This window comes from Halopseudomonas sp., assembly GCF_038130085.1.
Lineage (GTDB): Bacteria > Pseudomonadota > Gammaproteobacteria > Pseudomonadales > Pseudomonadaceae > Halopseudomonas.
Map to the genome: position 1 here is coordinate 73,567 of NZ_JAYPMU010000010.1, position 21,225 is coordinate 94,791.

19 protein-coding genes are annotated in these 21,225 nt (G+C 61.0%); 13 read left to right on the forward strand and 6 right to left on the reverse strand.

Features of this window, described 5'->3' with window-relative positions:
• Positions 1-28: 28 nt before the first annotated feature.
• The 4 genes from AAFM31_RS09590 to AAFM31_RS09605 form a co-directional block, all read right to left on the reverse strand.
• On the reverse strand, positions 29-1,123 hold the full coding sequence (locus AAFM31_RS09590; RefSeq protein WP_341707779.1) for an extracellular solute-binding protein: 1,095 nt from the start codon (positions 1,121-1,123) through the stop codon (positions 29-31).
• A 116-nt stretch (positions 1,124-1,239) separates the two neighbouring features.
• On the reverse strand, positions 1,240-2,604 hold the full coding sequence (locus tag AAFM31_RS09595) for an aspartate aminotransferase family protein (protein ID WP_341707696.1): 1,365 nt from the start codon (positions 2,602-2,604) through the stop codon (positions 1,240-1,242).
• Between the two features lie 62 nt (positions 2,605-2,666).
• Positions 2,667-4,013 (reverse strand): glutamine synthetase family protein, encoded by a 1,347-nt coding sequence (locus tag AAFM31_RS09600; protein WP_341707697.1) that lies wholly within the window; start codon positions 4,011-4,013, stop codon positions 2,667-2,669.
• A gap of 7 nt (positions 4,014-4,020) precedes the next feature.
• Complete coding sequence (locus AAFM31_RS09605) at positions 4,021-4,782, reverse strand: gamma-glutamyl-gamma-aminobutyrate hydrolase family protein (RefSeq protein WP_341707698.1); 762 nt, start codon at positions 4,780-4,782, stop codon at positions 4,021-4,023.
• 277 nt (positions 4,783-5,059) lie between these two features.
• Here AAFM31_RS09605 and AAFM31_RS09610 point away from each other — a divergent pair, with 277 nt between their 5' ends.
• The 7 genes from AAFM31_RS09610 to AAFM31_RS09640 all read left to right on the forward strand — a co-directional run bounded on the left by AAFM31_RS09610 (position 5,060) and on the right by AAFM31_RS09640 (position 12,895).
• On the forward strand, positions 5,060-6,481 hold the full coding sequence (locus AAFM31_RS09610; protein WP_341707699.1) for a glutamine synthetase family protein: 1,422 nt from the start codon (positions 5,060-5,062) through the stop codon (positions 6,479-6,481).
• A 93-nt stretch (positions 6,482-6,574) separates the two neighbouring features.
• Entirely contained in the window at positions 6,575-7,837 is a 1,263-nt protein-coding gene (locus tag AAFM31_RS09615) for an FAD-binding oxidoreductase (RefSeq protein ID WP_341707700.1), read from the forward strand.
• A gap of 9 nt (positions 7,838-7,846) precedes the next feature.
• Positions 7,847-8,473: a TetR/AcrR family transcriptional regulator gene (locus tag AAFM31_RS09620; RefSeq protein WP_341707701.1), complete on the forward strand. Its 627-nt coding sequence runs from the start codon at positions 7,847-7,849 to the stop codon at positions 8,471-8,473.
• Positions 8,474-9,253 (forward strand): M90 family metallopeptidase, encoded by a 780-nt coding sequence (locus AAFM31_RS09625; RefSeq protein ID WP_341707702.1) that lies wholly within the window; start codon positions 8,474-8,476, stop codon positions 9,251-9,253. It begins immediately after the preceding gene.
• 165 nt (positions 9,254-9,418) lie between these two features.
• Positions 9,419-10,297, forward strand: coding sequence for an N-carbamoylputrescine amidase (gene aguB, locus AAFM31_RS09630; protein WP_341707703.1), 879 nt, complete (start codon positions 9,419-9,421; stop codon positions 10,295-10,297).
• A gap of 4 nt (positions 10,298-10,301) precedes the next feature.
• Entirely contained in the window at positions 10,302-11,402 is a 1,101-nt protein-coding gene (gene aguA, locus AAFM31_RS09635; protein ID WP_341707704.1) for an agmatine deiminase, read from the forward strand.
• Between the two features lie 140 nt (positions 11,403-11,542).
• Positions 11,543-12,895: a hypothetical protein gene (locus AAFM31_RS09640; protein WP_341707705.1), complete on the forward strand. Its 1,353-nt coding sequence runs from the start codon at positions 11,543-11,545 to the stop codon at positions 12,893-12,895.
• A gap of 110 nt (positions 12,896-13,005) precedes the next feature.
• Here the strand turns inward: AAFM31_RS09640 and argH are convergent, their stop codons facing one another.
• A complete protein-coding gene (gene argH / locus AAFM31_RS09645) occupies positions 13,006-14,400 on the reverse strand; it encodes an argininosuccinate lyase (RefSeq protein WP_341707706.1) in 1,395 nt (464 codons plus the stop codon).
• Positions 14,401-14,452: 52 nt separating this feature from the next.
• Here argH and AAFM31_RS09650 point away from each other — a divergent pair, with 52 nt between their 5' ends.
• The 6 genes from AAFM31_RS09650 to AAFM31_RS09675 all read left to right on the forward strand — a co-directional run bounded on the left by AAFM31_RS09650 (position 14,453) and on the right by AAFM31_RS09675 (position 20,464).
• Complete coding sequence (locus AAFM31_RS09650) at positions 14,453-15,592, forward strand: sensor histidine kinase (RefSeq protein WP_341707707.1); 1,140 nt, start codon at positions 14,453-14,455, stop codon at positions 15,590-15,592.
• The gene (locus tag AAFM31_RS09655; RefSeq protein ID WP_341707708.1) at positions 15,573-16,322 is read left to right on the forward strand and encodes a LytTR family DNA-binding domain-containing protein; all 750 of its coding nucleotides are present in this window, start codon (positions 15,573-15,575) and stop codon (positions 16,320-16,322) included. Before AAFM31_RS09650 ends, AAFM31_RS09655 begins: the two co-directional genes overlap by 20 nt.
• 78 nt (positions 16,323-16,400) lie before the next feature.
• Positions 16,401-17,339: a hydroxymethylbilane synthase gene (gene hemC, locus AAFM31_RS09660; protein ID WP_341707709.1), complete on the forward strand. Its 939-nt coding sequence runs from the start codon at positions 16,401-16,403 to the stop codon at positions 17,337-17,339.
• On the forward strand, positions 17,336-18,091 hold the full coding sequence (locus AAFM31_RS09665; RefSeq protein WP_341707710.1) for a uroporphyrinogen-III synthase: 756 nt from the start codon (positions 17,336-17,338) through the stop codon (positions 18,089-18,091). Before hemC ends, AAFM31_RS09665 begins: the two co-directional genes overlap by 4 nt.
• Positions 18,092-18,105: 14 nt before the next feature.
• Positions 18,106-19,236: a uroporphyrinogen-III C-methyltransferase gene (locus AAFM31_RS09670; protein ID WP_341707711.1), complete on the forward strand. Its 1,131-nt coding sequence runs from the start codon at positions 18,106-18,108 to the stop codon at positions 19,234-19,236.
• On the forward strand, positions 19,229-20,464 hold the full coding sequence (locus AAFM31_RS09675; RefSeq protein WP_341707712.1) for a heme biosynthesis HemY N-terminal domain-containing protein: 1,236 nt from the start codon (positions 19,229-19,231) through the stop codon (positions 20,462-20,464). Before AAFM31_RS09670 ends, AAFM31_RS09675 begins: the two co-directional genes overlap by 8 nt.
• Here AAFM31_RS09675 and AAFM31_RS09680 read toward each other — a convergent pair.
• Entirely contained in the window at positions 20,461-21,222 is a 762-nt protein-coding gene (locus AAFM31_RS09680) for an ABC transporter substrate-binding protein (RefSeq protein WP_341707713.1), read from the reverse strand. The two genes, AAFM31_RS09675 and AAFM31_RS09680, sit on opposite strands and share 4 nt — an antisense overlap.
• Between the last annotated feature and the right edge of the window lie 3 nt (positions 21,223-21,225).

Genomic DNA, 21,225 nt, shown 5'->3' on the forward strand with positions numbered 1-21,225 from the left:
CCGTTTCTTGTTACCGTCTTTTTCTGAGTTACTGACCGGACTTCACGCGGGTCCAGACACGGGTCCGGGTGCGTTCGATGTTGGCCGGCAGCTCTGCCAGAGTAAAGAGTTTGGCCAGGGTCTCGTCACTGGGATAGACGCCCGGATCTGTGAGCACGCTTTCATCGACCATCGGCTTGGAAGCCGCGTTACCATTGGCGTAGGCAACGTAGTTGGAGATGCCGGCGATCACGTCGGGGCGCAGAATATAATCCATAAACGCGTAGGCGTTATCGACATTTTTTGCGTCCTTCGGAATCGCCATCATGTCGAACCACATGGCCGCGCCTTCCTGCGGAATCACGTACTTCACTTCAACGCCATTCTCGGCTTCTTCAGCGCGCGCGGCGGCCTGCAAAATGTCGCCGGACCAGCCGACTGCAACGCAGATATCACCGTTGGCCAGGTCCGTAATGAACTTGGACGAATGGAAGTAGGTGATGTGCGGGCGAACGCTCATCAGCAGCTCCTGTGCCTTCGGATAATCCGCGGCATCGGTGCTGTTCGGATTCAGGCCCAGATAGAACAGGGCGGACGGAATGATCTCGGCCGGTGCATCGAGGAAGGCAACGCCGCAGGAGGCGAGCTTCTCCATGTTCTCCGGCTTGAACACCAGATCCCACGAGTTGACCGGGGCGTCTTCACCCAGCACTGCCTTGACCTTGGCTTCGTTGTAGCCGATGCCGGTGGTACCCCACAGATACGGGAAGGCGTACTGGTTGCCCGGATCGTTGTTCTCCAGCGCTTTCAGCAGCGTCGGGTCCAGGTTTTCCCAGTTTGGCAGCTTGCTGCGATCCAGCGGCAGGAAGGCGCCGGCCTTGATCTGCTTGCCGAGGAACTGGTTGGACGGCACGACAATGTCGAATCCTGAGCTGCCGGACAGCAGTTTGGCTTCCAGTACTTCGTTGCTGTCGAAGACGTCGTAGATCGGGCGAATGCCGGTTTCCTTCTGGAAGTTGTCGAGGGTGTCCTCGGCGATGTAGTCCGACCAGTTGTAGACGTTTACCACTTCCTCTGCGGTGACTGCGGTGCTGATGGATACAGCAGTGGCCGTTGCCAGCAGGGTCTTGCCCAGATGTTTCATCATCGTTTCAACTCTCCATCCATTGTTTGGAAACGCAGTGTCGGCGTGGACGCATCCCCTGTGCTTGGGGGAGTGCGTCCACTGGCCAGCATAGCCGCTGGTCGGACGCCGTGCGATCAAACGCCCAGCTGTTCAGCTACCAGATCAAGCACTTTCCAGGCCTTCTCGACGAGCTCATCGATTTCGTCGCGGCTGATGACCAGCGGCGGTGACATGATCATGGTGTCACCGACCGCACGCATTACCAGACCGTTGGCGACGCAGAGATCGCGGCACAATGTGCCGGCGGTACCCTTGTCCTGGAAGCGCTCGCGGGTTGCCTTGTCCTTGACCAACTCGATAGCGCCGAGCAGGCCAACACCGCGAACTTCACCGACCAGACGATGCGCTGCCAGGCCGGCAATCTTGTCCTGCAAATACGGTGCCGCTTCGTCGCGAACGTACTCGACAATTTTTTCGTCGCGCATGATGCGCAGGTTTTCCAGGCCGACAGCAGCCGATGCCGGGTGACCGGAGTAGGTGTAGCCGTGGTAGAACTCGCCGCCGTGCTCGAGCAGGGTTTCAACCATGCGATCACTGACAATCACGCCACCCATCGGCAGATAACCGGAGGTCATGCCCTTGGCAATCGGCATCAGGTCGGGCTTGAGGTCGTAGTGCTGGCTGGCGAACCACTGGCCGGTACGACCGAAGCCACAGATGACCTCGTCGATGACCAGCAGGATGTCGTACTTGGCGAGGATGCGCTTGATCTCCGGCCAGTAGGTATCCGGCGGGATAATCACGCCGCCTGCGCCCTGGATTGGCTCGGCAATAAATGCAGCGACCTGATCCTCGCCCAGTTCAAGAATCTTGGCTTCGAGCTGCTGTGCCGCCCAGATACCGAACTCGTCGGGAGACATGTCGCCACCCTCGCCGTACCAGTACGGCTGCGGGATGTGGACGATGCCGGGAATCGGCAGGTCGCCCTGCTCGTGCATCACCGACATGCCGCCGAGGCTGGCGCCGGCAACGGTCGAACCGTGGTAGCCGTTGACGCGGCCGATGATGGTCTTCTTGGTCGGCTTGCCTTTGAGATCCCAGTGCCGGCGAACCATGCGCAGCACGGTGTCGTTGGACTCGGAGCCGGAGCCGGTAAAGAACACGTGGTTCATGTGCTCGGGAGCGACTTCCGCGATAGCCTTGGCCAGTTCGATGGCCGGCGGGTTGGCGCACTGGAAGAAGCTGTTGTAGTAGGGCAGCTTGAGCATCTGTTGGTAAGCCGCTTCAGCCAGTTCCTTGCGTCCGTAGCCGATGTTTACACACCACAGACCGGCCATCCCGTCGAGCACCTTGTTGCCTTCACTATCCCAGAGATACACACCCTCGGCGCGCTCGATGATGCGCGTGCCGCGCTCACCCAGCTCCTTGTGATCGGTAAACGGGTGCAGGTAGTGGGCGGCGTCCATGGCCTGCAGTTCGGCGGTGTTGAGTTTGCTCATGCGGTACTCCGATTTCCGTGATGTCGCTGCCCTCCGGCAGCGACCGTTGCAAGGTTATGGGCTCAGACAGACAGCAGCAGGAACTCGCGCTCCCAGGAGCTGATCACCCGTTTGTAGTTTTCGTGCTCCGCGCGTTTGACCGCGACGTAGCCACGACAGAACTTGCTGCCCAGAACGCTTTCGACGTCTTTGCATTGCTCCATGCGCTCCAGTGCCGACTCAATGGTCAGTGGCAGGCGCAGGTTGCGGCGCTCGTAGGCACGGCCCTTGACCGGGGCCGAGGGCGAGATCTGATTTTCCATGCCGAGGTAACCGCACAGCAGGCTGGCGGCGATGGCGATGTAGGGGTTGGCGTCGGCGCCCGGCAGGCGGTTCTCGACCCGGCGGTTCTGCGGATTGGAGTCCGGGACGCGCAGGCCGGCGGTGCGGTTTTCTTCGCCCCACTCGACGTTCACCGGTGCCGAGGTATCGGGCAGGAAGCGGCGGAACGAGTTGACGTTCGGGGCGAACAGCGGCAGCACCTCTGGAATGTAGCGCTGCAGACCACCGATGTGGTGCAGGAACAGTTCGCTCATGCTGCCGTCGTCGTTGGAGAAAATGTTCTTGCCGGTTTTTGCATTAACAATGCTCTGGTGCAGGTGCATGGCACTGCCCGGCTCATTGGTAATCGGCTTGGCCATAAAGGTAGCAGTCATGTCGTGCTTGAGCGCGGCCTCGCGCATGGTGCGCTTGAATACCTGAATCTGGTCGGCCAGATGCAGCGGGTCGCCGTGACGGAAGTTGATTTCCATCTGCGCAGTGCCTTCCTCGTGGATCAGGGTGTCCAGATCCAGGCCCTGGGCTTCACACCAGTCGTACATGTCTTCGAACAGCGGATCGAATTCGTTCGCGGCGTCGATGGAAAAGGACTGGCGACCGGTTTCCTGGCGGCCGGAGCGGCCGATCGGTGGCTGCAGCGGTAGGTCCGGATCCTCGTTGCGGCGGGTCAGGTAGAACTCCATCTCCGGTGCAACGATCGGCTTCCAACCCTTCTTTTCATACAGCTTGAGAACGGTCTTGAGCACGTTGCGCGGGGCCATCTCGATGGGATTGCCCATCTTGTCGAAACAGTCATGGATGATCTGTGCGGTCGGTTCCAGCGCCCACGGCACCATGAACATGGCGGTTTCGTCCGGCTTGCAGATCATATCGATGTCAGCCGGATCGAGCAGGTCGTAATAGATGTCGTCTTCTACATAGTCGCCGGTAACCGATTGCAGAAGAATGCTTTCGGGCAGGCGCATGCCTTTTTCGGAAATGAACTTCATGGTAGGGGCAATCTTGCCCCGTGCAATGCCGGTCAGGTCGCCAACCATGCATTCCACTTCAGTAATCTTGTTTTCTTTCAGCCAGCTTTCAATCTTGTTCATAACTGCCTCAGGAGTGCCGCGACGCGCGGGCCCGGCAGGCGTTTCCGAACGCCTGGAAGATCGACAGGTAAAATGGGTTGCGGGTTACCTGCCATTCGGGGTGCCACTGTACGCCGACAGCGAATTGGGTTGCCTGACTGACCGAGAAAGCCTCGATCAGTCCATCGGGTGCTGTCGCTTCAGGCTGCAGACCGGCTCCCAGTGTAGCGACTCCCTGAGTGTGCAGGGAATTGACCTGGGCCGAACTGCAGCCTGAAATTTCGTAGAGCAACCCCCCGGGCTCGAGCCTTACTTCGTGAGCTGGTCCATACTGAATGTCGACCGGCTGATCCTTGTCTTCGCGGTGTTCGATATAACCGCCGACTTCATAGAGTCGCTGGTGCAGTGTGCCGCCGAAGGCGACGTTCATTTCCTGAAAGCCGCGACAGATGCCGAGTACCGGCACGCCGCGGTCTATGGCGGCGCGAATCAGCGGTAACGTGGTGGCATCGCGCTTGGGGTCGTGCTTGGTGCCTTCGGCACTGCCCGGCCCACTATAATGATGGGGTTCGACGTTGGACGGGGATCCGGTAAACAGAATGCCGTCCAGCAGGTCGAGTAACTGATCGCTGTCCAAGCGTTCGCCAAGAGCTGGAATCAGCAGCGGCAAGCCTTCGGCGCCATCTACAACGCCGAGAATGTACTTCTCACCGACGATGTTGAAGGGGTGGAGGCCGAGCTGTTCTGAGCAGCAGACGATTCCGATGACGGGTTTGCGTACGGCGGACATTGGCGGTTCCAGAAAGTCAGTTACACGTTGTATGCGACAGCATTGTTGTTCGTTTTTTCGTACAATAGCAATAAAAAATAATTAACACAAAGACCAAAAATAACGAACACATGGGCCGCTGATTTTCGTCATTATTCGCCATGCGTGGCCTTTAATAGTGCAGTGCGCACCATGTTTGTGCGGTATCAGTTCTATTGACTCCGAAGGGCCTTTCGGATTAACTCACAGCTGGTAAGTTCTGTGATTGATATATTTTACAAATAACAGGTGAAATCCCATGCAGCCCCAAGCCGGAGCGGATGCTGTAACCGCCATCGCCGCCACGTCCAGTGAGCCGGTAGGCATCCAGGAAGCGGAGGCCTTTTTGGCCGCGCATCCGGAAACTCATTTTATTGACCTTCTTATTGCTGATATGAACGGTATTGTGCGCGGCAAGCGTATTGATCGTTCTGCGTTGGCTAAAGCGTTCGAGAAGGGCATCGCATTGCCGGCATCGGTCTTTGCGCTCAATATCCAAGGTACGACCGTAGAAGAGACCGGCCTCGGTCTGGAGATCGGCGATGCAGATCGCATCTGTTTGCCGATCCCTGGAACGCTGACGGTCGAGCCATGGCAGAAGCGTCCAACCGGACAGCTGCTGATGACTATGTACGAGTTGGACCGCAAGACCCCCTTCTTCGCTGACCCCCGCTATGTTCTGCAACGTATTGTAGAGCGCTTCAAGGACCTCAAACTGACCCCGGTTTCTGCCTTCGAGCTGGAGTTCTACCTGATTGACCAGGAGAACATCACCGGTCGTCCGCAGCCGCCGCGCTCTCCGATGTCCGGCAAGCGTCCGAATTCGGTTCAGGTCTACTCCATGGATGATCTGGACGAATACGCCGAGTTTCTTGAGGACGTCATCGAAGCTGCCCACGAGCAGGGCATCCCCGCTGACGCCATCGTAGCCGAGTCGGCTCCGGGGCAGTTCGAGGTCAACCTGCATCACGTCGATGATCCGGTGAAGGCCTGTGACTTCAACGTGCTGCTCAAGCGGGTGATCAAGAACGTCGCGTATGACCATGAAATGGACACCACGTTCATGGCCAAGCCCTATTACGATCAGGCCGGTAACGGCATGCACGTGCATATCAGCCTGATGGATGAGAATGGTCGTAACATCTTCGCGCCCAATCCGGATGGCAGCCTGAGCGACACCTTGCGCTGGGCGATTGGTGGTTTGCTGGAAACGCTGCCGCAGTACATGGCGTTCCTCTGCCCCAACGTTAACTCCTACCGCCGCTTCAGCCCGAGCTTCTTCGTGCCGTGTGCGCCGACCTGGGGTATCGATAACCGTACGGTGGCCGTACGCGTACCGGGCGGCGAGCCTGAGGCGATGCGTATCGAGCACCGACTGGCCGGTGCTGACGCCAACCCGTATTTGTTGATGGCAGCATTGCTGTCGGCCATCCACTATGGCATCAGCAACAAAGTCGAGCCGCCGGAGATGACCGAGGGCAACGCCTACGATCAACACGAACCGTCGCTGCCGACCAACCTGCGCGACGCGTTGCGCGAGTTGGAGGGTTCCGAGGTGATGAAGGAATACATCGGCGAGGAATATCTGGACGTCTTCGTGCTGTGTAAGGAAAGCGAGATGGAGGAGTTCGAAAAGACGATCTCCGATCTTGAGTACATGTGGTACCTGCACACCGTCTAAGGGCGTGCGGAGCTGGTTAGCGCTTCCTTGTGAACGTTACCTATCACAATCCCGCCTTCTGGCGGGATTGTGCTTTATGCGAGAGCCTTTGTGATGAATGATTCCTGGTATCGGGCCAGCGTGCCTGTGGCGTCACCCCGCGCGCAGCTTGCCGGTGCGCTGGAGGCCGATGTTTGTGTGGTGGGTGCAGGTTTTACCGGCTTGTCTGCTGCGCTCGAGCTGGCGGAGGCCGGGCGCAGTGTGATCGTGCTTGAGGCAGAGGATGTCGGCTGGGGCTGCTCCGGGCGTAACGGTGGGCAGATCAATCCGGGGGTAGCCTGTGATCACGCACGAGTGGTGCGTGAACTGGGCGAGGCTGATGCGCGGCGGGTTTGGCAGCTTGGGCTGGATGGGGTTGATCTGCTGCGCGATCGCGTGGAGCGGCATGAGATCGACTGTGACCTCAAGTGGGGGATTCTGCTGGTCGCCAACAAGGCGCGACAGGTTCCCGAGCTGCATGCCTGGCAGCAGGAGCTGGCGGAGCTGGGCTACGACCGCCTCGAGTTCCATGACCGCGCGGCTCTGCAGGGGTTGCTGCGTGCTGATTATCACGCCGGGGTCATGGATTGGGGTGGTGGCGACCTGCACCCGCTCAAGTACGCTCAGGGCTTGGCGCGTGCGGCCGAGCAGGTGGGTGTGCGTATCTTCGAGCGCTCGGCGGTGCAGGCCTATCAGGAGCGGGGTGGGCGGGTAGAGGTGCAGACAGCGGCCGGGTGCGTACGTGCCGGCCATCTGCTGCTGGCCGGCAACGCCTACCTTGGCAAGCTGTTGCCCTGGTATCGCAAGGGCTTTATGCCGATCGGCAGCTATATCGGTGCGACCCGACCGCTCGGTGATGTGGCCGAGCAACTCATTCCCTCGCGTGCAGCGGTGTGTGACATGAACACACTGATTGATTATTACCGTCTGACGCCTGATAACCGCTTACTGTTCGGCGGGCGGGCCAGTGCCCGGGATGCGCGGCCGGATGCGTTGCGCCAGACCATGCGCCAGCGCATGGGGCTGGTATTTCCGCAATTGGCGGGGGAGGACTTCGAGTACCTGTGGGGTGGCCAGGTAGCGATGACCATGAGCAAGGCGCCGGTGTTTGGCCGGCTGGGCAAGCGGGTGCTGTTCACGCAGGGCTACTCTGGGCAAGGCGTTGCGCTGGCTGGCTTGGCCGGTAAGTTGATGGCCGAGACGGTGCTGGGCGATGCGCGCAATTTTGACCTGATGGCGCGCTGGCGCCACTTGCCGGTCCCGCCGGGTACGCCGCTGCAGACCGCTATCCGGGCGCTGGCATTGCTGTGGTATCGTCTGCAGGACAGTCGCCAGTAGAGAGCTTTCATGAGTCGAGCCGCCCCGAAACGTCGCGCCAGCAGTCAGGAGCGGATCGACCGTATCCTCGAGGCGACCACCGCTCTGCTTGATCGGGGCGGGCTGAGCGCGCTGTCGATCTACGCCATCGCCGAGCAGGCCGGTATCCCGCCGTCGTCGGTCTATCACTTCTTTCCGCAGGTCAGTGACGTGTTAGCGGCGCTGGCCGAGCGCCTGTTTCTTGAGCTGGATGCGGTGTTACAGGTGCCGCCGGCGGCCAGCCCTGCAAGCTGGATGGCACTGGTCGCGGATATCGAGCAGCGTTTCCAAAGCTACTACCGCAGTAACCCTGCCGCCCGTGAACTACTCCTCGCTGGACACGATCTTGCCGCCATTCGGCAGGCCGATCAGCAGCACGACCAACTGCTGGGGCGGCGCTTTCAGCAGTGCCTGGCCGATGCCTTTGTGCTACCGCCGTTGCCAGACGATGTGGATATTTTTGCGCTGGCCATGCAGGCGGCGGACAAGTTGCTTGCCGTCGGCTATCAACAGGCCGGCGAGTTGTCTGACCCGATCTGCCGTGAGGCGACGCGGTTGATGACAGCCTATCTTGGTGTCTACCTGCCGCCGGTACTGGCGCGCGTCGAGGGCGATTGAGTGGGGCCGTTGCGATGGTGGCGTGAGCGCAGCGAGCAGCGCCAACTGCAGCGTCTGCAGCGTGACCTGGATCCCGCGCTGTGGCAGCAGGCGCTGGGTGATTGGTCCAGCTACGGTCAACTGGATGCCCGGCAGCGCGAGCGCCTGCACGATACCGCTCTGCGCTTTCTGCTGCGCAAGCACCTGCACCCGCTGGAAGGCGTCGAGCTGGATGATGCGCTGCGCCTGAGAGTCGCCGGCATGGCGGCGCTGCCGATACTGGAGATCGGGCTGGACTGGTACGACGGCTGGCGCACGCTGGTGTTTTACGATGGTCCGTTCCGTACCCGGCAACAATGGCGGGACGAAGCGGGGGTCGTCCACGAAGCGGTGCGCGAGCTAAGTGGTGAGGCTTGGCTGCATGGACCGGTCGTGTTGTCGCTGGAGGATGTGCGTCATTCGGGTAAGGCTGACGGGTTCAACGTGGTCATTCATGAGCTGGCGCATACGCTGGACATGCGTTCATCCTCTGCCAATGGGGCGCCACCGCTGCACCGGGGGATGAGTCGGGCCGACTGGGCCCGGGACATGCAGGCCGCCTGGGATGATCTGGCCCACCGTGCCGAGCGCGGCGAGCACCTGCCCCTGGATGCCTACGCGCTGGAGGCGCCGGCCGAATTCTTTGCTGTGCTGTCGGAAAGCTTTTTCGAGTGCCCGCAGGTTCTGCACACGACCTGGCCAGCGGTGTATCGTCATTTGACCGATTTTTATCGACAAGACCCCCTGAGCAGGCATACCTGAGGGGCAGCTCGACGGCGACCGGGCTATGCTTGTTCGTGCGAAGCTGGAGCTGAGTCGGTTAAATATCGAGAAAATATCAGTTCATGCATTGCTAGGCGTTTGTTGATTGGGTATAAGTCGATATTTATCGGCTTTTAAAATCGCTTTTACCTTCAGGAGTGCGTCATGACCCGTACCGTTACCGTAGCTGCAACCCAGATGGGCTGTTCCTGGGATCGTCAGGCCAACCTTGCTCAGGCAGAGACGCTGGTGCGCGAGGCGGCAGCCAAGGGTGCTCAGATCATTCTGATTCAGGAACTGTTTGAAACCCCGTATTTCTGTCAGAAGCCGAATGCGGATTATCTGCAGCTGGCGACGCGGGTTGAAGACAATCCGGCGATTCAACATTTCCAGGCCTTGGCCAAAGAACTGTCGGTGGTTCTGCCGATCAGCTTCTTCGAGCTGGCTGGCCGCGCACGTTTCAACAGCATCGCGATCATTGATGCCGACGGCAGCAATCTCGGTATCTACCGCAAGAGCCACATCCCGGACGGCCCCGGTTACCACGAGAAGTACTACTTCAACCCGGGCGACACCGGCTTTAAGGTGTGGCAAACCCGTTACGCCAAGATCGGCGTCGGTATCTGCTGGGATCAGTGGTTCCCCGAGTGTGCGCGTAGCATGGCGCTGATGGGGGCTGAGCTGCTGTTCTACCCGACCGCCATCGGCAGTGAGCCGCATGACAACAGCATCAACTCGCGAGATCACTGGCAGCGCGTGCAGCAGGGCCATGCCGGCGCCAACCTGATGCCGCTGATTGCCAGCAACCGCATTGGTCGCGAAGAACAGGATGGTTACGACATCACCTTCTACGGCTCTTCCTTTATCGCCAACCAGTTCGGCGAGAAGGTGCAGGAGCTGAATGAAACCGAAACCGGTGTACTGGTGCAGACCTTTGATCTGGATGAGCTGGAGCACATTCGCAGCGCCTGGGGTGTATTCCGTGACCGCCGTCCAAATCTGTACGGCCCGGTCAAAACCCTGGATGGCGAACTGGAGTCCTGAGTCGATGTTCAATCTGCATACCACGCCGCGCCACGATGGTTATTTCATGCCCGCCGAGTGGGCGCCGCACAGTCAGACCTGGATGATCTGGCCCGAGCGGCCGGATAACTGGCGCCAGCAGGCCGTGCCGGCGCAGGCTGCCTTTGCCGCAGTCGCCCAGGCGATTGCCGGCTTCGAACCGGTCACCGTTGGCGTTTCTGCGAGTCAGTATGCCAACGCCTGCGCCCAGCTGGACCATCCGGGTATCCGGGTCGTTGAGCTGAGCAGTAATGACGCCTGGGTGCGCGACACCGGGCCCACCTTTGTCGTTAATGGGCAGGGCGGATTGCGCGGCGTGGATTGGGCGTTTAATGCGTGGGGCGGCGAGTTGGGTGGCTTGTACGCGGATTGGTCGCTGGATGATCAGGTGGCCAGCAAGATTTTGTCGATGGAGCGGTGTCCGCGTTATCGCACTGAGGGCTTCGTGCTCGAAGGCGGTTCAATTCATGTCGACGGCGAAGGGACGCTGCTGACCACCGAAGAATGCCTGCTCAACCCTAACCGCAACCCGCACCTGCAGCGTGAGGAAATCGAGCTGCAGCTGGCAGAGCACTTGGGGATCAGCAAGGTCATCTGGCTGCCGGACGGGTTGTTCAACGATGAGACCGACGGCCACGTCGACAACTTTTGTTGTTTTGTCCGCCCGGGCGAAGTGCTGCTGGCCTGGACCGACGATCCTGAGGACCCCAATTACCCTCGTTGTCAGGCTGCAGCGCAGGTGCTGGCTGCCGAGCGTGACGCACAGGGGCGGGAGCTGATCGTGCACCGGATTCCGATCCCGGGGCCGATCCATGCCACGGCTGAGGAGTGTGCGGACGTGCTGGCGGTGGACGGCAGTCAGGCGCGCGACCCTGCCATTCGTCTGGCCGGCTCATACGTGAATTTTCTAATCGTCAACGACGGCATCGTGGCGCCCAGCTTCGATGATCCGCGTGACGCCGAGGCGCTGGAGGTTCTGCAGCAGGTGTTTCCGGAGCGTCGGGTGGTAACCGTGCCCGGGCGTGAAATTCTGCTTGGTGGTGGCAACATTCACTGCATCACCCAGCAGCAACCGTTGGTCGGATGATCGGGGCGGACCTGGCTCACATACCGTACTTGAGTACTGGAGACTGCCAGGGGCAGAGGGCATAATCGGCGTGCACCAATACGGAGCCGAGCGCTCAAGCTCGGCGGTTTCAGGATGTAATCCGTCCAGAAGGAATTTCCATGTCGTTTATCAAGACTCTTCCCTTTCCGCTTGCCCGTGGCGCCGTGGCGCTGGGTATGGCGGTCACCCTTGCTGGCTGTGCAGCGACTCAGAGCACCAGCGGTTTTGATGCCGCCGGTCAGGCTCGCCTGCAAGGCGAAATCACCAGCAGCAGTCCGGTCAACTTCAGCGATGGTTCGCATCACCAGGTTTTCAGTTTGAAACTGAAGCAGGGTGATCTGGTCCGCGTTCAGCAGAGTGGCGCGCTGGATGGCGCGGTGCTGACGCTGGTCGACGAGCACAATCAACTGGTCAATGGCCCGAACCAGGGCGCCCTGCACCTGACGCCGGAAATCGATGGTACCTACCGCCTGGGTGTCAGCGGTGGCAGCCCGAGCACCTTTGGCCCGTTCCAGTTGACGCTGGAAAAAGTGACTCCGCGTAACAGCGGTGCGCTGGAGCTGGATCAGCCGGTCTTTGGCCTGCTGACCCGCAACAGCAATGCCAATACCTACACCTTGAACGTTGCCGAGGCAGGTCTGTACGAGATTCTGATGACCTCTGACGAGCTGGACACCGTGCTCAAGCTCAGCGGCGGTTCGGTTTCCGCAGAAGACGACGATAGCGGCGGTGGCACCAACTCCCGGCTGACAGTGCAGCTCGAGCCGGGCAGCTATCAGGTAATCGCCACCGCGCTGGACGATCCGGCTGAAGGCGCATATGACCTGAACGTGACCAGCCGTCCGTTGCCGGAGGGTGTCGAACTGGTCAATGGTGGTGAGATCGAACTGGGTACCAGCATCACCGGTCTGGCTGACAGCAGCCCGAAGATCTACACCGTCAACGTCGCCGAGCGTTCGCTGCTGCGTCTGCTAATGAGCTCGCCGGTCGTCGACAGCTACCTGAGCCTGCAAGGCCCGGGTGTTGACGTCACCGACGATGATGGCGCCGGCGATAACCTGGATGCAGCAATCACTACCCTGGTTAGCCCCGGTAGCTACCGGATCAGCGCATCGACTGCCGATGGTAGTGCCGGCCTGTTCACCCTGACCAGTGCGACCCAGCCGATCAGTGGTTCGGGCTCCAGTCTGCGTCCGGGCGAGGCGGTATCCGGCTCGCTGTCAGGTGCCAGTGCCCAGAAGACGCTGGTGATCAGTGAGGCTGGCGCTTACAAGGTAGAGCTGTATGCCGGCGACTTCGATGCCATGCTCAAGCTGAGCGGCAACGGCGTTGAGCTGGAAGATGATGATGGCGCGGGGGGTACTAACTCGCGTATCAGCAGCTACCTGGAAGCAGGACGCTATACGCTGAGTGCCAGCAGCTACGACAACAATGGTCGCGGCAGCTTCGTTATCAGCGCCGAGCGCGAGTAAGTAACGGCAGCACCGATCGATTCCGTTTGCCCGGTAGCGCGCAGGCGGAATCAGTCGGCACTTGTCAGGAAGCCGGCAGCCCGCGCGGGCTGCCGGTTAATAACGGCAGATCAGCCGTTGAGCAGGGCGCGGCCGCGCTGGACGGCTGCAAGCACCTGAGCCGGTGCGGTGCCGCCGATGTGGTCACGGGCGTTGACCGAACCTTCCAGTGTCAGCACGTCAAAGACATCCTGTTCGATCTGGTCGCTGAAGCGGCGCAGTTCGTCCAGCGACATTTCCGCCAGGTCCTTCCCTGAATCTACGCCGTACTTGACCGCATGCCCGACGATCTCGTGGCAGTCGCGGAAGGGGATACCCTTGCGGACCAGGTAATCAGCCAGGTCGGTAGCGGTCGAGAAACCGCGCAGGGCTGCCTCGCGCATCACCTCAATGCGTGGCTCGATCGCCGGGATCATATCGGCAAAGGCCCGCAGGCTGTCGCGCAAGGTGTCGACTGCGTCGAACAGCGGTTCCTTGTCTTCCTGGTTGTCCTTGTTGTACGCCAGCGGTTGACTCTTCATCAGCGTCAGCAGGCCCATCAGGTGACCGTAGACGCGGCCGGATTTGCCGCGCACCAGCTCGGGTACGTCCGGATTCTTCTTCTGCGGCATGATCGATGAGCCGGTACAGAAGCGGTCGGGCAGGGCGATGAAGTTGAACTGGGCGCTGGTCCACAGCACCAGCTCCTCGGAGAAGCGCGACAGGTGCATCATCGCCAGCGAAGCTGCGGCGCAGAATTCGATGGCGAAGTCGCGGTCGGATACGCCGTCCAGCGAGTTGCCGGAGATGGCTTCGAAGCCGAGCAGCTCACAGGTAACGCTGCGGTCGATCGGGTAGGTGGTGCCAGCCAGTGCGGCAGAGCCCAGCGGCATGCGGTTGACCCGCTTGCGGCAGTCGATCAGGCGTTCGCGGTCACGCTGCAGCATCTCGAACCAGGCCAGCAGGTGGTGGCCGAAGGTCACCGGCTGCGCGGTCTGCAGGTGGGTAAAGCCGGGCATGATCACCGCATTGTGGCGCTCGGCCTGATCGAGCAGGCCGGTTTGCAGGCGAATCAGCTCAGCGACGATGACGTCGATCTCTTCGCGTAGCCAGAGACGAATATCGGTCGCCACCTGGTCGTTGCGGGAACGGCCGGTGTGCAGTTTCTTGCCAGTGATACCGATGCGGTCGGTCAGTTTGGCTTCGATGTTCATGTGCACGTCTTCGAGGTCGACGCGCCAGTCGAATTGTCCGGCTTCGATTTCACCGCGGATGGCGTTGAGGCCATCGATGATGGTGTCGCGCTCGGCATCGGTCAGTACGCCAACCTTGGCCAGCATGGTGGCGTGGGCAATCGAGCCCTGGATGTCGTGCTTGTACAGACGCTTGTCGAAATCCACCGAGGCGGTGAAACGGGCAACGAAGGCGTCGACCGGTTCGCTGAACCGGCCACCCCAGGATTGGTTGGTTGTCTTATCTTGGCTCATGTCTCGGATGGGTCCGCTGCGTATTGAAGGCGCATAGCATAGCATTTCACGCTTGCGCGATGGCGTTCGGCTGGAAGACACTGGCGCGATGAAGAACGGATTCTGGACGTTGCTCAAACAACCCTACGACGGAGAGGATTTTTTTCTCCCCGATCTGTGCTCGTCCGTGGCTGTTTTTACCCTCATTATCCTGGCCCAACTGGTGGTGCTGGTGTGGGTCCTGGCACAGCCCGTGGTCGGTGTTTTCGACTGGATCCAGCTGGCGATGGCGTCGCTGTTCGTGCAGTGGATCGTGCTGCTGTCGGCGGCGCTGCTATGCCGTTTGCGGGGCTGGATGCAGCGCAGGCCGCTGGTGCTGGCGGTAGCCGTTTGCTACGCCGTGGTGATCGCGCCGACCCTGCTGTTTACCGTGCTTGGCGATTGGGTCGTTTACCGGGGCATGCGTGGCGCGCTGCACTGGGAGATTGAGCAATTGCTGCGGCATGGGCTGATCGCGCTGATCATGACCAGTCTGCTGCTGCGCTACTTTTATCTGCAGCAACAATGGCAGCGTCAGCATCAGGCCGAATTGCGCTCGCGGCTGCAGGCCCTGCAGTCACGCATCCGGCCACATTTTCTGTTCAACAGCCTCAACAGCATTGCCAGCCTGATCGAAATCGCACCGATCAAAGCCGAGCAGGCGGTGCTCGATTTGTCTGATTTGTTTCGCGCGAATCTCGCCAGCCCGGACACCCTGTCCAGTTGGGGTGAGGAGCGGGTTTTGTGCGAAGGGTATCTGCGCATCGAACAGTATCGCCTGGGCGAGCGCATGCGCGTGCATTGGGCGGTTGCCGAACTGCCTGATGAGACGCCAATGCCATTGCTGACTCTGCAGCCGCTGCTCGAGAACGCTATTCTGCATGGACTGCAGCCGCGAGTGGATGGCGGCGATATTCACATCGAAGGGCGGTTGCAGGATGGCTTGGTTGAACTTGTGGTGCGCAATACCTGTCCTCAGGAGACAGACTCCCATCAGGGCGCCCATATGGCGATGGGGAATATCCGCGCCCGGCTGCAGGCGCTGTTTGGCGAGCAGTCGAAACTGGAAGGCTGGCGGGATGGGGAATGCTACTTCAGTAAGCTGGTCTATCCTGTAAAACAACGTCCAACAATGGCAGAGAAGTCATTATCGAATGAAAGTACTGATCGCTGATGATGAACCGCTGGCCCGCGAGCGGCTGGCGCGACTGGTCGGTTCACTGCCGGGGTACAAGGCATTACCGGAGATGGCCAGCAACGGTCACGAGGCGCTGCAACTGGTAGAGGAACACCATCCGGATATCGTTTTGCTCGACATCCGCATGCCCGGACTGGACGGCCTGCAGACTGCCGCCAAACTCTGTGAGAATGCCGAGGCTCCAGCCGTCGTATTTTGCACTGCGCATGGTGAATACGCGCTGGATGCTTTTGCCGTCAGCGCCGTGGGCTATCTGCTCAAGCCGGTGCGCAGCGAAGCGCTGGCCGAGGCGCTGTCCAAGGCGCAGCGGCCCAACCGCATGCAGCTGGCCAACCTTGGCAAGGCCAGTACGCCGACCGAGGGGGCGCAAGCCCGTAGTCATATCAGTGCCCGCACTCGCAAGGGCATTGAACTGATTCCGATTGAGGATGTGCTGTATTTCATTGCCGATCATAAGTACGTCACCTTGCGCCACGTGAACGGCGAGGTGTTGCTGGACGAACCGCTCAAGGCGCTGGAGGAGGAATTCGGAGATCGCTTTGTGCGTATCCACCGTAATGCGCTGGTAGCGCGAGCGCGCATCGAGTGCCTGCAGCGAACCTCCATGGGCCACTTCGAATTGTGTCTCAAGGATCTCGAGGGGGAGAGCCTGACAGTCAGCCGGCGCCATGTGCCGGGGGTGCGCCGTTTGATGGAGCGTCTGTGAGCGGCCTGCGACACCCGTCCGCGTGGATGCCCGTCTGACCATGGCGTATGATGCGACCTGGTTTGAAGCGAGAGTCCCATGAGTCGACATCTGCGAATTGCCACCCGCAAGAGCGCCCTGGCCCTGTGGCAGGCCGAGTATGTGAAGGCGCGTCTCGAACAGCTGGACCCGGCGCTCAGCGTCAGTCTGGTCCCGATGGTTAGCCGCGGCGATCAGCTGCTGGATTCACCGCTGGCCAAGATCGGCGGCAAGGGGCTGTTCGTCAAGGAGCTGGAAACCGCCATGCTCAATGACGAGGCAGATCTGGCGGTGCACTCCATGAAGGATGTGCCGATGCAGTTCCCGGAAGGCCTGGGTCTGTATGCCATCTGCGAGCGCGAAGATCCGCGCGACGCCTTTGTCTCCAACAACTTTGATCACCTCGACAGCTTGCCGGCAGGCAGTGTGGTCGGCACCTCCAGCCTGCGCCGTCAGGCGCAGATCATGGCGCGTCGTCCCGATCTGCAGATTCGCTTTCTGAGAGGCAATGTGAATACGCGTCTGGCCAAGCTGGACGCCGGTGAGTATGACGCGATCATCCTGGCGACGGCTGGCTTGGTGCGACTGGGTTTCGGTGAGCGTATTCGCTACGCGATGCCGCCGGAAGAAAGTCTGCCGGCGGGCGGTCAGGGCGCGGTCGGCATCGAGTGCCGGAGCGCTGATAGTGAACTGCAGGCGCTGCTGGCCAAACTCAATGATGAGGATAGTGCTCTGCGCGTGCGTGCCGAGCGGGCGCTCAATACCCGCCTGAACGGTGGCTGTCAGGTACCGATTGCCTGCTATGCCGAACGCGAGAATGGCCAGCTGTGGCTGCGCGGCCTAGTGGGTGATCCGGATGGTCAGCGGTTGTTGCGCGCTGAAGCCCGCGGCCCGGAAAGTGACCCGGAGACGCTGGGTATCGCGGTGGCTGAGGATCTGCTGGCGCAGGGCGCGCAGGCCATTCTGGATGCCGTATACGAGGAGGCGCCCGCGCGGTGAGCGGGTGCCTGCTGCTGACCCGTCAGGCGGCGGACAATCAGCGCTTGGCTGCGCGGTTTGCAGCTGAGGGCATAGAAACCTGCAGTGTGCCGCTGCTGGCGCTGGAGCCGTGTGATGAAGGGCCGGTAGAGCGGCAGCGCATGCTTGATCTGGATCGCTATCACGCGGTGGTGGTGGTCAGCCCGACGGCTGCCAGATTGGGGTTGGAGCGGCTTGACCGCTACTGGCCACAACCGCCGGTAGGTATCGACTGGCTTGCGGTTGGCGCAGGGACCGCGCAGGTGCTGCGTGATTACGGACTGCCGGCGCAATGCCCGGAGCAAGGCCAGGACAGCGAGGCATTGCTGGCAATGCCGCTGTGGCAGGAGCATTTTGCCCGGCCGGACCTGCGGGTACTGATCTGGCGTGGTGAGGATGGCCGTGAGCATTTGGCCGATCAGATTCGCGCTGTGGGTGGCACGGTGGACTATCTGCCACTCTATGCGCGCCGAGCACCGGAAGATCTCGCCGCTCGGCTGGCTGAGGCGGCGTCGCGGGTTGATCGGGCGGTGGTGCTCAGTGTGCAGGCTTTAGCAAACTGGCGCGTAGCCGCCGGTGCTGACTGGGAACGCCAGCGCCATTGGCGCTGCTGGGTGCCGAGTGAGCGGATTGCGGCGCAGGCCGCGGCTTGGGGTTGTACGGATGTAGTAACCTGTCGAGGTGCGGATGATGCCGCGCTGGTCGAGGCCGTGCTGACCGGCTCGTCGGGATGACAAAGGGGAAGCGTGTGGAACCGAGCGAAGCGAATAACAAGACCGAACAGCCGCCAAGTGTGGCCAAGCCCGAGGCCAGTAAGGCCGAACCGAGCAAGCCGAATCCGGCGACCAGTCGCAAACCGGCGCGCAGTGGCGGGGGTGGTCGTGGAGTAAGCTGGCTGGCGCTGTTGGTGGCCGCGGCCGCTTTGGGGTTGTCGGGCTGGCAATGGCAACAGGCCCGCCAGCAACAGCAGGCCCAGCTTGATTTGCTGGAGCAGCAGGCCAGTCAACTCGACAACGCGAATGCTCGTCTTGATCAGCGCCTCGATGGTGTTCCGCAGGGCAGCGACTGGGACGCAGCGCAGCGGCTGATCGCCGAAATGCAGCTGGGTCAGCAGGCGCTGGCTGATCGGTTGAAAGTATTGCAGGGCGATGGCCGTGATGAATGGAAGCTGGCCGAAGCGCAGTATCTGCTGCGCCTAGCGTCGCTGCGGCTGCTGGCCGTTCAGGACGTCGCTGCCGCGCGCGAACTGTTGGAAACCGTCGACGGCATTCTGAAGTCGATGCCCGATGCCGGGCTGTACGGCGTCCGCGAGCAACTGGCTAATTATCAGTCCGAACTGGAAAGCTTGCCCGAACTCGATCGCGCCGGCGTATTCCTGCGTCTTGGCGCCTTGCGTGATCAAGCCGAAACCCTTGCTGCATTGCCGGTCCCCGAGTTTGATCCGGATGAAGTCAGCACCGAAGAAGAGTACGCCGACCGCCTGCAACGTCGCGATCGCTGGGATCGGGTGCTGATGCGCCTTGAGCGTTATGTACGAGTCGACTTCCAGCGCGGCAAGGTGATTACCCCACTTTTGGACGATGCTGAATTGCAGCGTGTGCGTCGAACCCTGCAGCTGACGCTGGAGCAGGCCCAGTGGGCAGCTCTGCGTGGCGAGGACGAGGTCTATCAGGCCAGCCTGACTCAAGCAGAAAAGCTGCTGGCCCAGTACTTCGAGCTGGAGAATCCCAAGGTCCAGGCAATGCAGGCTCAATTGCAGGGGTTGCATGAGCGCGCAGTAACCTTGTCGCCTCCGGATCTGGCGCCCTTGCAGCAGAGCTTGGCTAATTACCTGCAGTCGCGTGCGACGCCGCAGGTCGAGGAGCCTGCTGATGAGTAAGAGCTATGTAGCGATTCTCGCGGTTGTGCTGGTTGCTGCGCTGTTAGGCATGGCGGTAGCCGAAGATCCCGGGTACCTGCTGATTGCCTGGCGCAACGTGTCGATCGAGACCAGTATCTGGGTTGGCATCGGCTTTCTGCTGGCGTGCTGGTTGTTGCTCTGGCTGGCCCGCTCGCTCTGGCGCCTGCTGACAGCGTCCGGTCGTCGCATCAACCCCTGGTCCAAGCGCAACCTGCAACAGCGCGCCAGCGCGCTGGCGACCCGCGGACTGCTTGAGTTTGCCGAAGGTCACTGGCAGCAGTCGGTGCGTTTGCTCAAGCGCTCGGCGCCGCATTCAGAATTGCCGCTGATCAACTATCTGGCAGCTGCCCGTGCCGCTAACGAGTTGGAAGACTACGCCGAATCCGACGCTCTGCTGCGTGAAGCCTATGAGGCAACGCCCAAGGCCGATGTAGCTATCGCCGTGACCCAGGCGCAGCTGCAGATGGTTCGTGGTCAGCTCGAGCAAGCGCTGGCGACCCTGACCCGCTTGCGCAAGGATCATCCCAAGCACCTGTATGCACTCAAGTTGATGAGTCAGGTTTATCTGCGTCTGGAGGACTGGGCCAGCTTGCTGGAGTTGTTGCCGGAACTGCGCAAGCACAAGGTGTTGCGCGAGGATGAACAGCAGGCACTGGAGCATCGGGTGCACGCCGCACTGCTGGCGCAGGCGGGGCAACGCTCTGCCGCCGCGGATGCGGATCCGGCCAGTTTGGTCATTGCCGCCTGGGAGCGCATGCCCAAACGGCTGCGTGAAGACCCGGAGCTGATCGAAGCCTATGCCCTGCAGCTACGTGGCCGTGGACGTGAAGAGATGGCCGAGGAGGCGCTGCGCGCGGGTCTGCAGCAGCAGTTCCACGAGCGCCTCGCGAACCTCTACGGGCTGGTCAAGGGTAAGGACTGCGCCCGACAGCTGGTGCATGTTGAACAGTGGCTGACCCAACATCCGCACAACGCGACTCTGTTGCTGGCGGCTGGTCGCCTCGCCCAGCGGAACAGTCTGTGGGGCAAGGCGCGCGACTATCTGGAAGCCAGCTTCGCCAGCCGCCGTGATATTCAGACCTGCGCAGAGCTGGCTCGCCTGCTTGATCGCATGGGGGATAGCGGTGGTTCTCAGCGCATCATTCGTGATGGCTTTGAAATGCTGGAAGATCACCTGCCGGCGCTGCCTCTGCCGAGCGAGCGTTAGCGGTCGATCTGGTGCAGGCCGCGGTTCAGCAACTGCCGCGCCTGCTCGCCGGCGTCGCCCGGGGCAAAACAGACATGCAGGCTCAGCTCGCCCAGCAGCTGTGGCGCAAAGGTCAGTCGCGCTGCATCGTTACGCAGCAAGGGTTCTTGCTGCAGCCAGTACTGCATCACCTGTTCGTCGATCACCACCAAATCCAGCCGCCCATACAATAGCTTGAGCAGGTTAAGTTCATCGCTGACGGCGGCTTCCACCTTCAGCTTGCCTGTCGCAACCAGTGCGTCGAACTCGGGCGAATTGCGATATCCGTTGACCACCCCGATCCGATAGCGCGCCAGTTCGTCCAGTTGGTGCCAGCTGAACGTCAGGTTGCTGCGATGGGCCAGGCCGAGGCGGCTGGTGCCGATACTGTCGGAGTACAGGCAGGGCAGGTTTTCCGCCTTGTACTCAGGAAAATAACCGACCACAAAAGGATCTTCGCTGGCGGACTTTATGGCTCGATTCCACGGCTGAAAGCGGATTAGCAGGGATTCGTTCTGGCTGCTTAGTGCTTGCCGCAGCAATTGTGGCAATGCGCCTTGACCGGGTAGCTCGGCGCCGCTGTAGGGTGGCCACTCGAGGCTGCTGAGTTCGATTGCCGCGACCGGGTTACAGAGCCACGCTAGCGCCGTCAGTATGCCAGCGAGCAGCGCCCGGGGTGGTCTGGCGCGACGCGGAGGGTATGCATGAGTCAACTCAGATACGTCCGCGTCCAGGGTCATGGT

Bases quoted from the DNA above. Each gene is read 5' to 3' on its own strand.
- AAFM31_RS09590 (WP_341707779.1), bottom strand. From the start codon at position 1,123: ATGAAACATCTGGGCAAGACCCTGCTGGCAACGGCCACTGCTGTATCC.
- hemC (WP_341707709.1), top strand. From the start codon at position 16,401: ATGAGTCGACATCTGCGAATTGCCACCCGCAAGAGCGCCCTGGCCCTG.
- AAFM31_RS09595 (WP_341707696.1), bottom strand. From the start codon at position 2,604: ATGAGCAAACTCAACACCGCCGAACTGCAGGCCATGGACGCCGCCCAC.
- aguB (WP_341707703.1), top strand. From the start codon at position 9,419: ATGACCCGTACCGTTACCGTAGCTGCAACCCAGATGGGCTGTTCCTGG.
- AAFM31_RS09655 (WP_341707708.1), top strand. From the start codon at position 15,573: ATGAAAGTACTGATCGCTGATGATGAACCGCTGGCCCGCGAGCGGCTG.
- AAFM31_RS09620 (WP_341707701.1), top strand. From the start codon at position 7,847: ATGAGTCGAGCCGCCCCGAAACGTCGCGCCAGCAGTCAGGAGCGGATC.
- AAFM31_RS09640 (WP_341707705.1), top strand. From the start codon at position 11,543: ATGTCGTTTATCAAGACTCTTCCCTTTCCGCTTGCCCGTGGCGCCGTG.
- argH (WP_341707706.1), bottom strand. From the start codon at position 14,400: ATGAGCCAAGATAAGACAACCAACCAATCCTGGGGTGGCCGGTTCAGC.
- AAFM31_RS09675 (WP_341707712.1), top strand. From the start codon at position 19,229: ATGAGTAAGAGCTATGTAGCGATTCTCGCGGTTGTGCTGGTTGCTGCG.
- AAFM31_RS09680 (WP_341707713.1), bottom strand. From the start codon at position 21,222: ATGACCCTGGACGCGGACGTATCTGAGTTGACTCATGCATACCCTCCG.
- AAFM31_RS09605 (WP_341707698.1), bottom strand. From the start codon at position 4,782: ATGTCCGCCGTACGCAAACCCGTCATCGGAATCGTCTGCTGCTCAGAA.
- AAFM31_RS09600 (WP_341707697.1), bottom strand. From the start codon at position 4,013: ATGAACAAGATTGAAAGCTGGCTGAAAGAAAACAAGATTACTGAAGTG.
- aguA (WP_341707704.1), top strand. From the start codon at position 10,302: ATGTTCAATCTGCATACCACGCCGCGCCACGATGGTTATTTCATGCCC.
- AAFM31_RS09610 (WP_341707699.1), top strand. From the start codon at position 5,060: ATGCAGCCCCAAGCCGGAGCGGATGCTGTAACCGCCATCGCCGCCACG.
- AAFM31_RS09615 (WP_341707700.1), top strand. From the start codon at position 6,575: ATGAATGATTCCTGGTATCGGGCCAGCGTGCCTGTGGCGTCACCCCGC.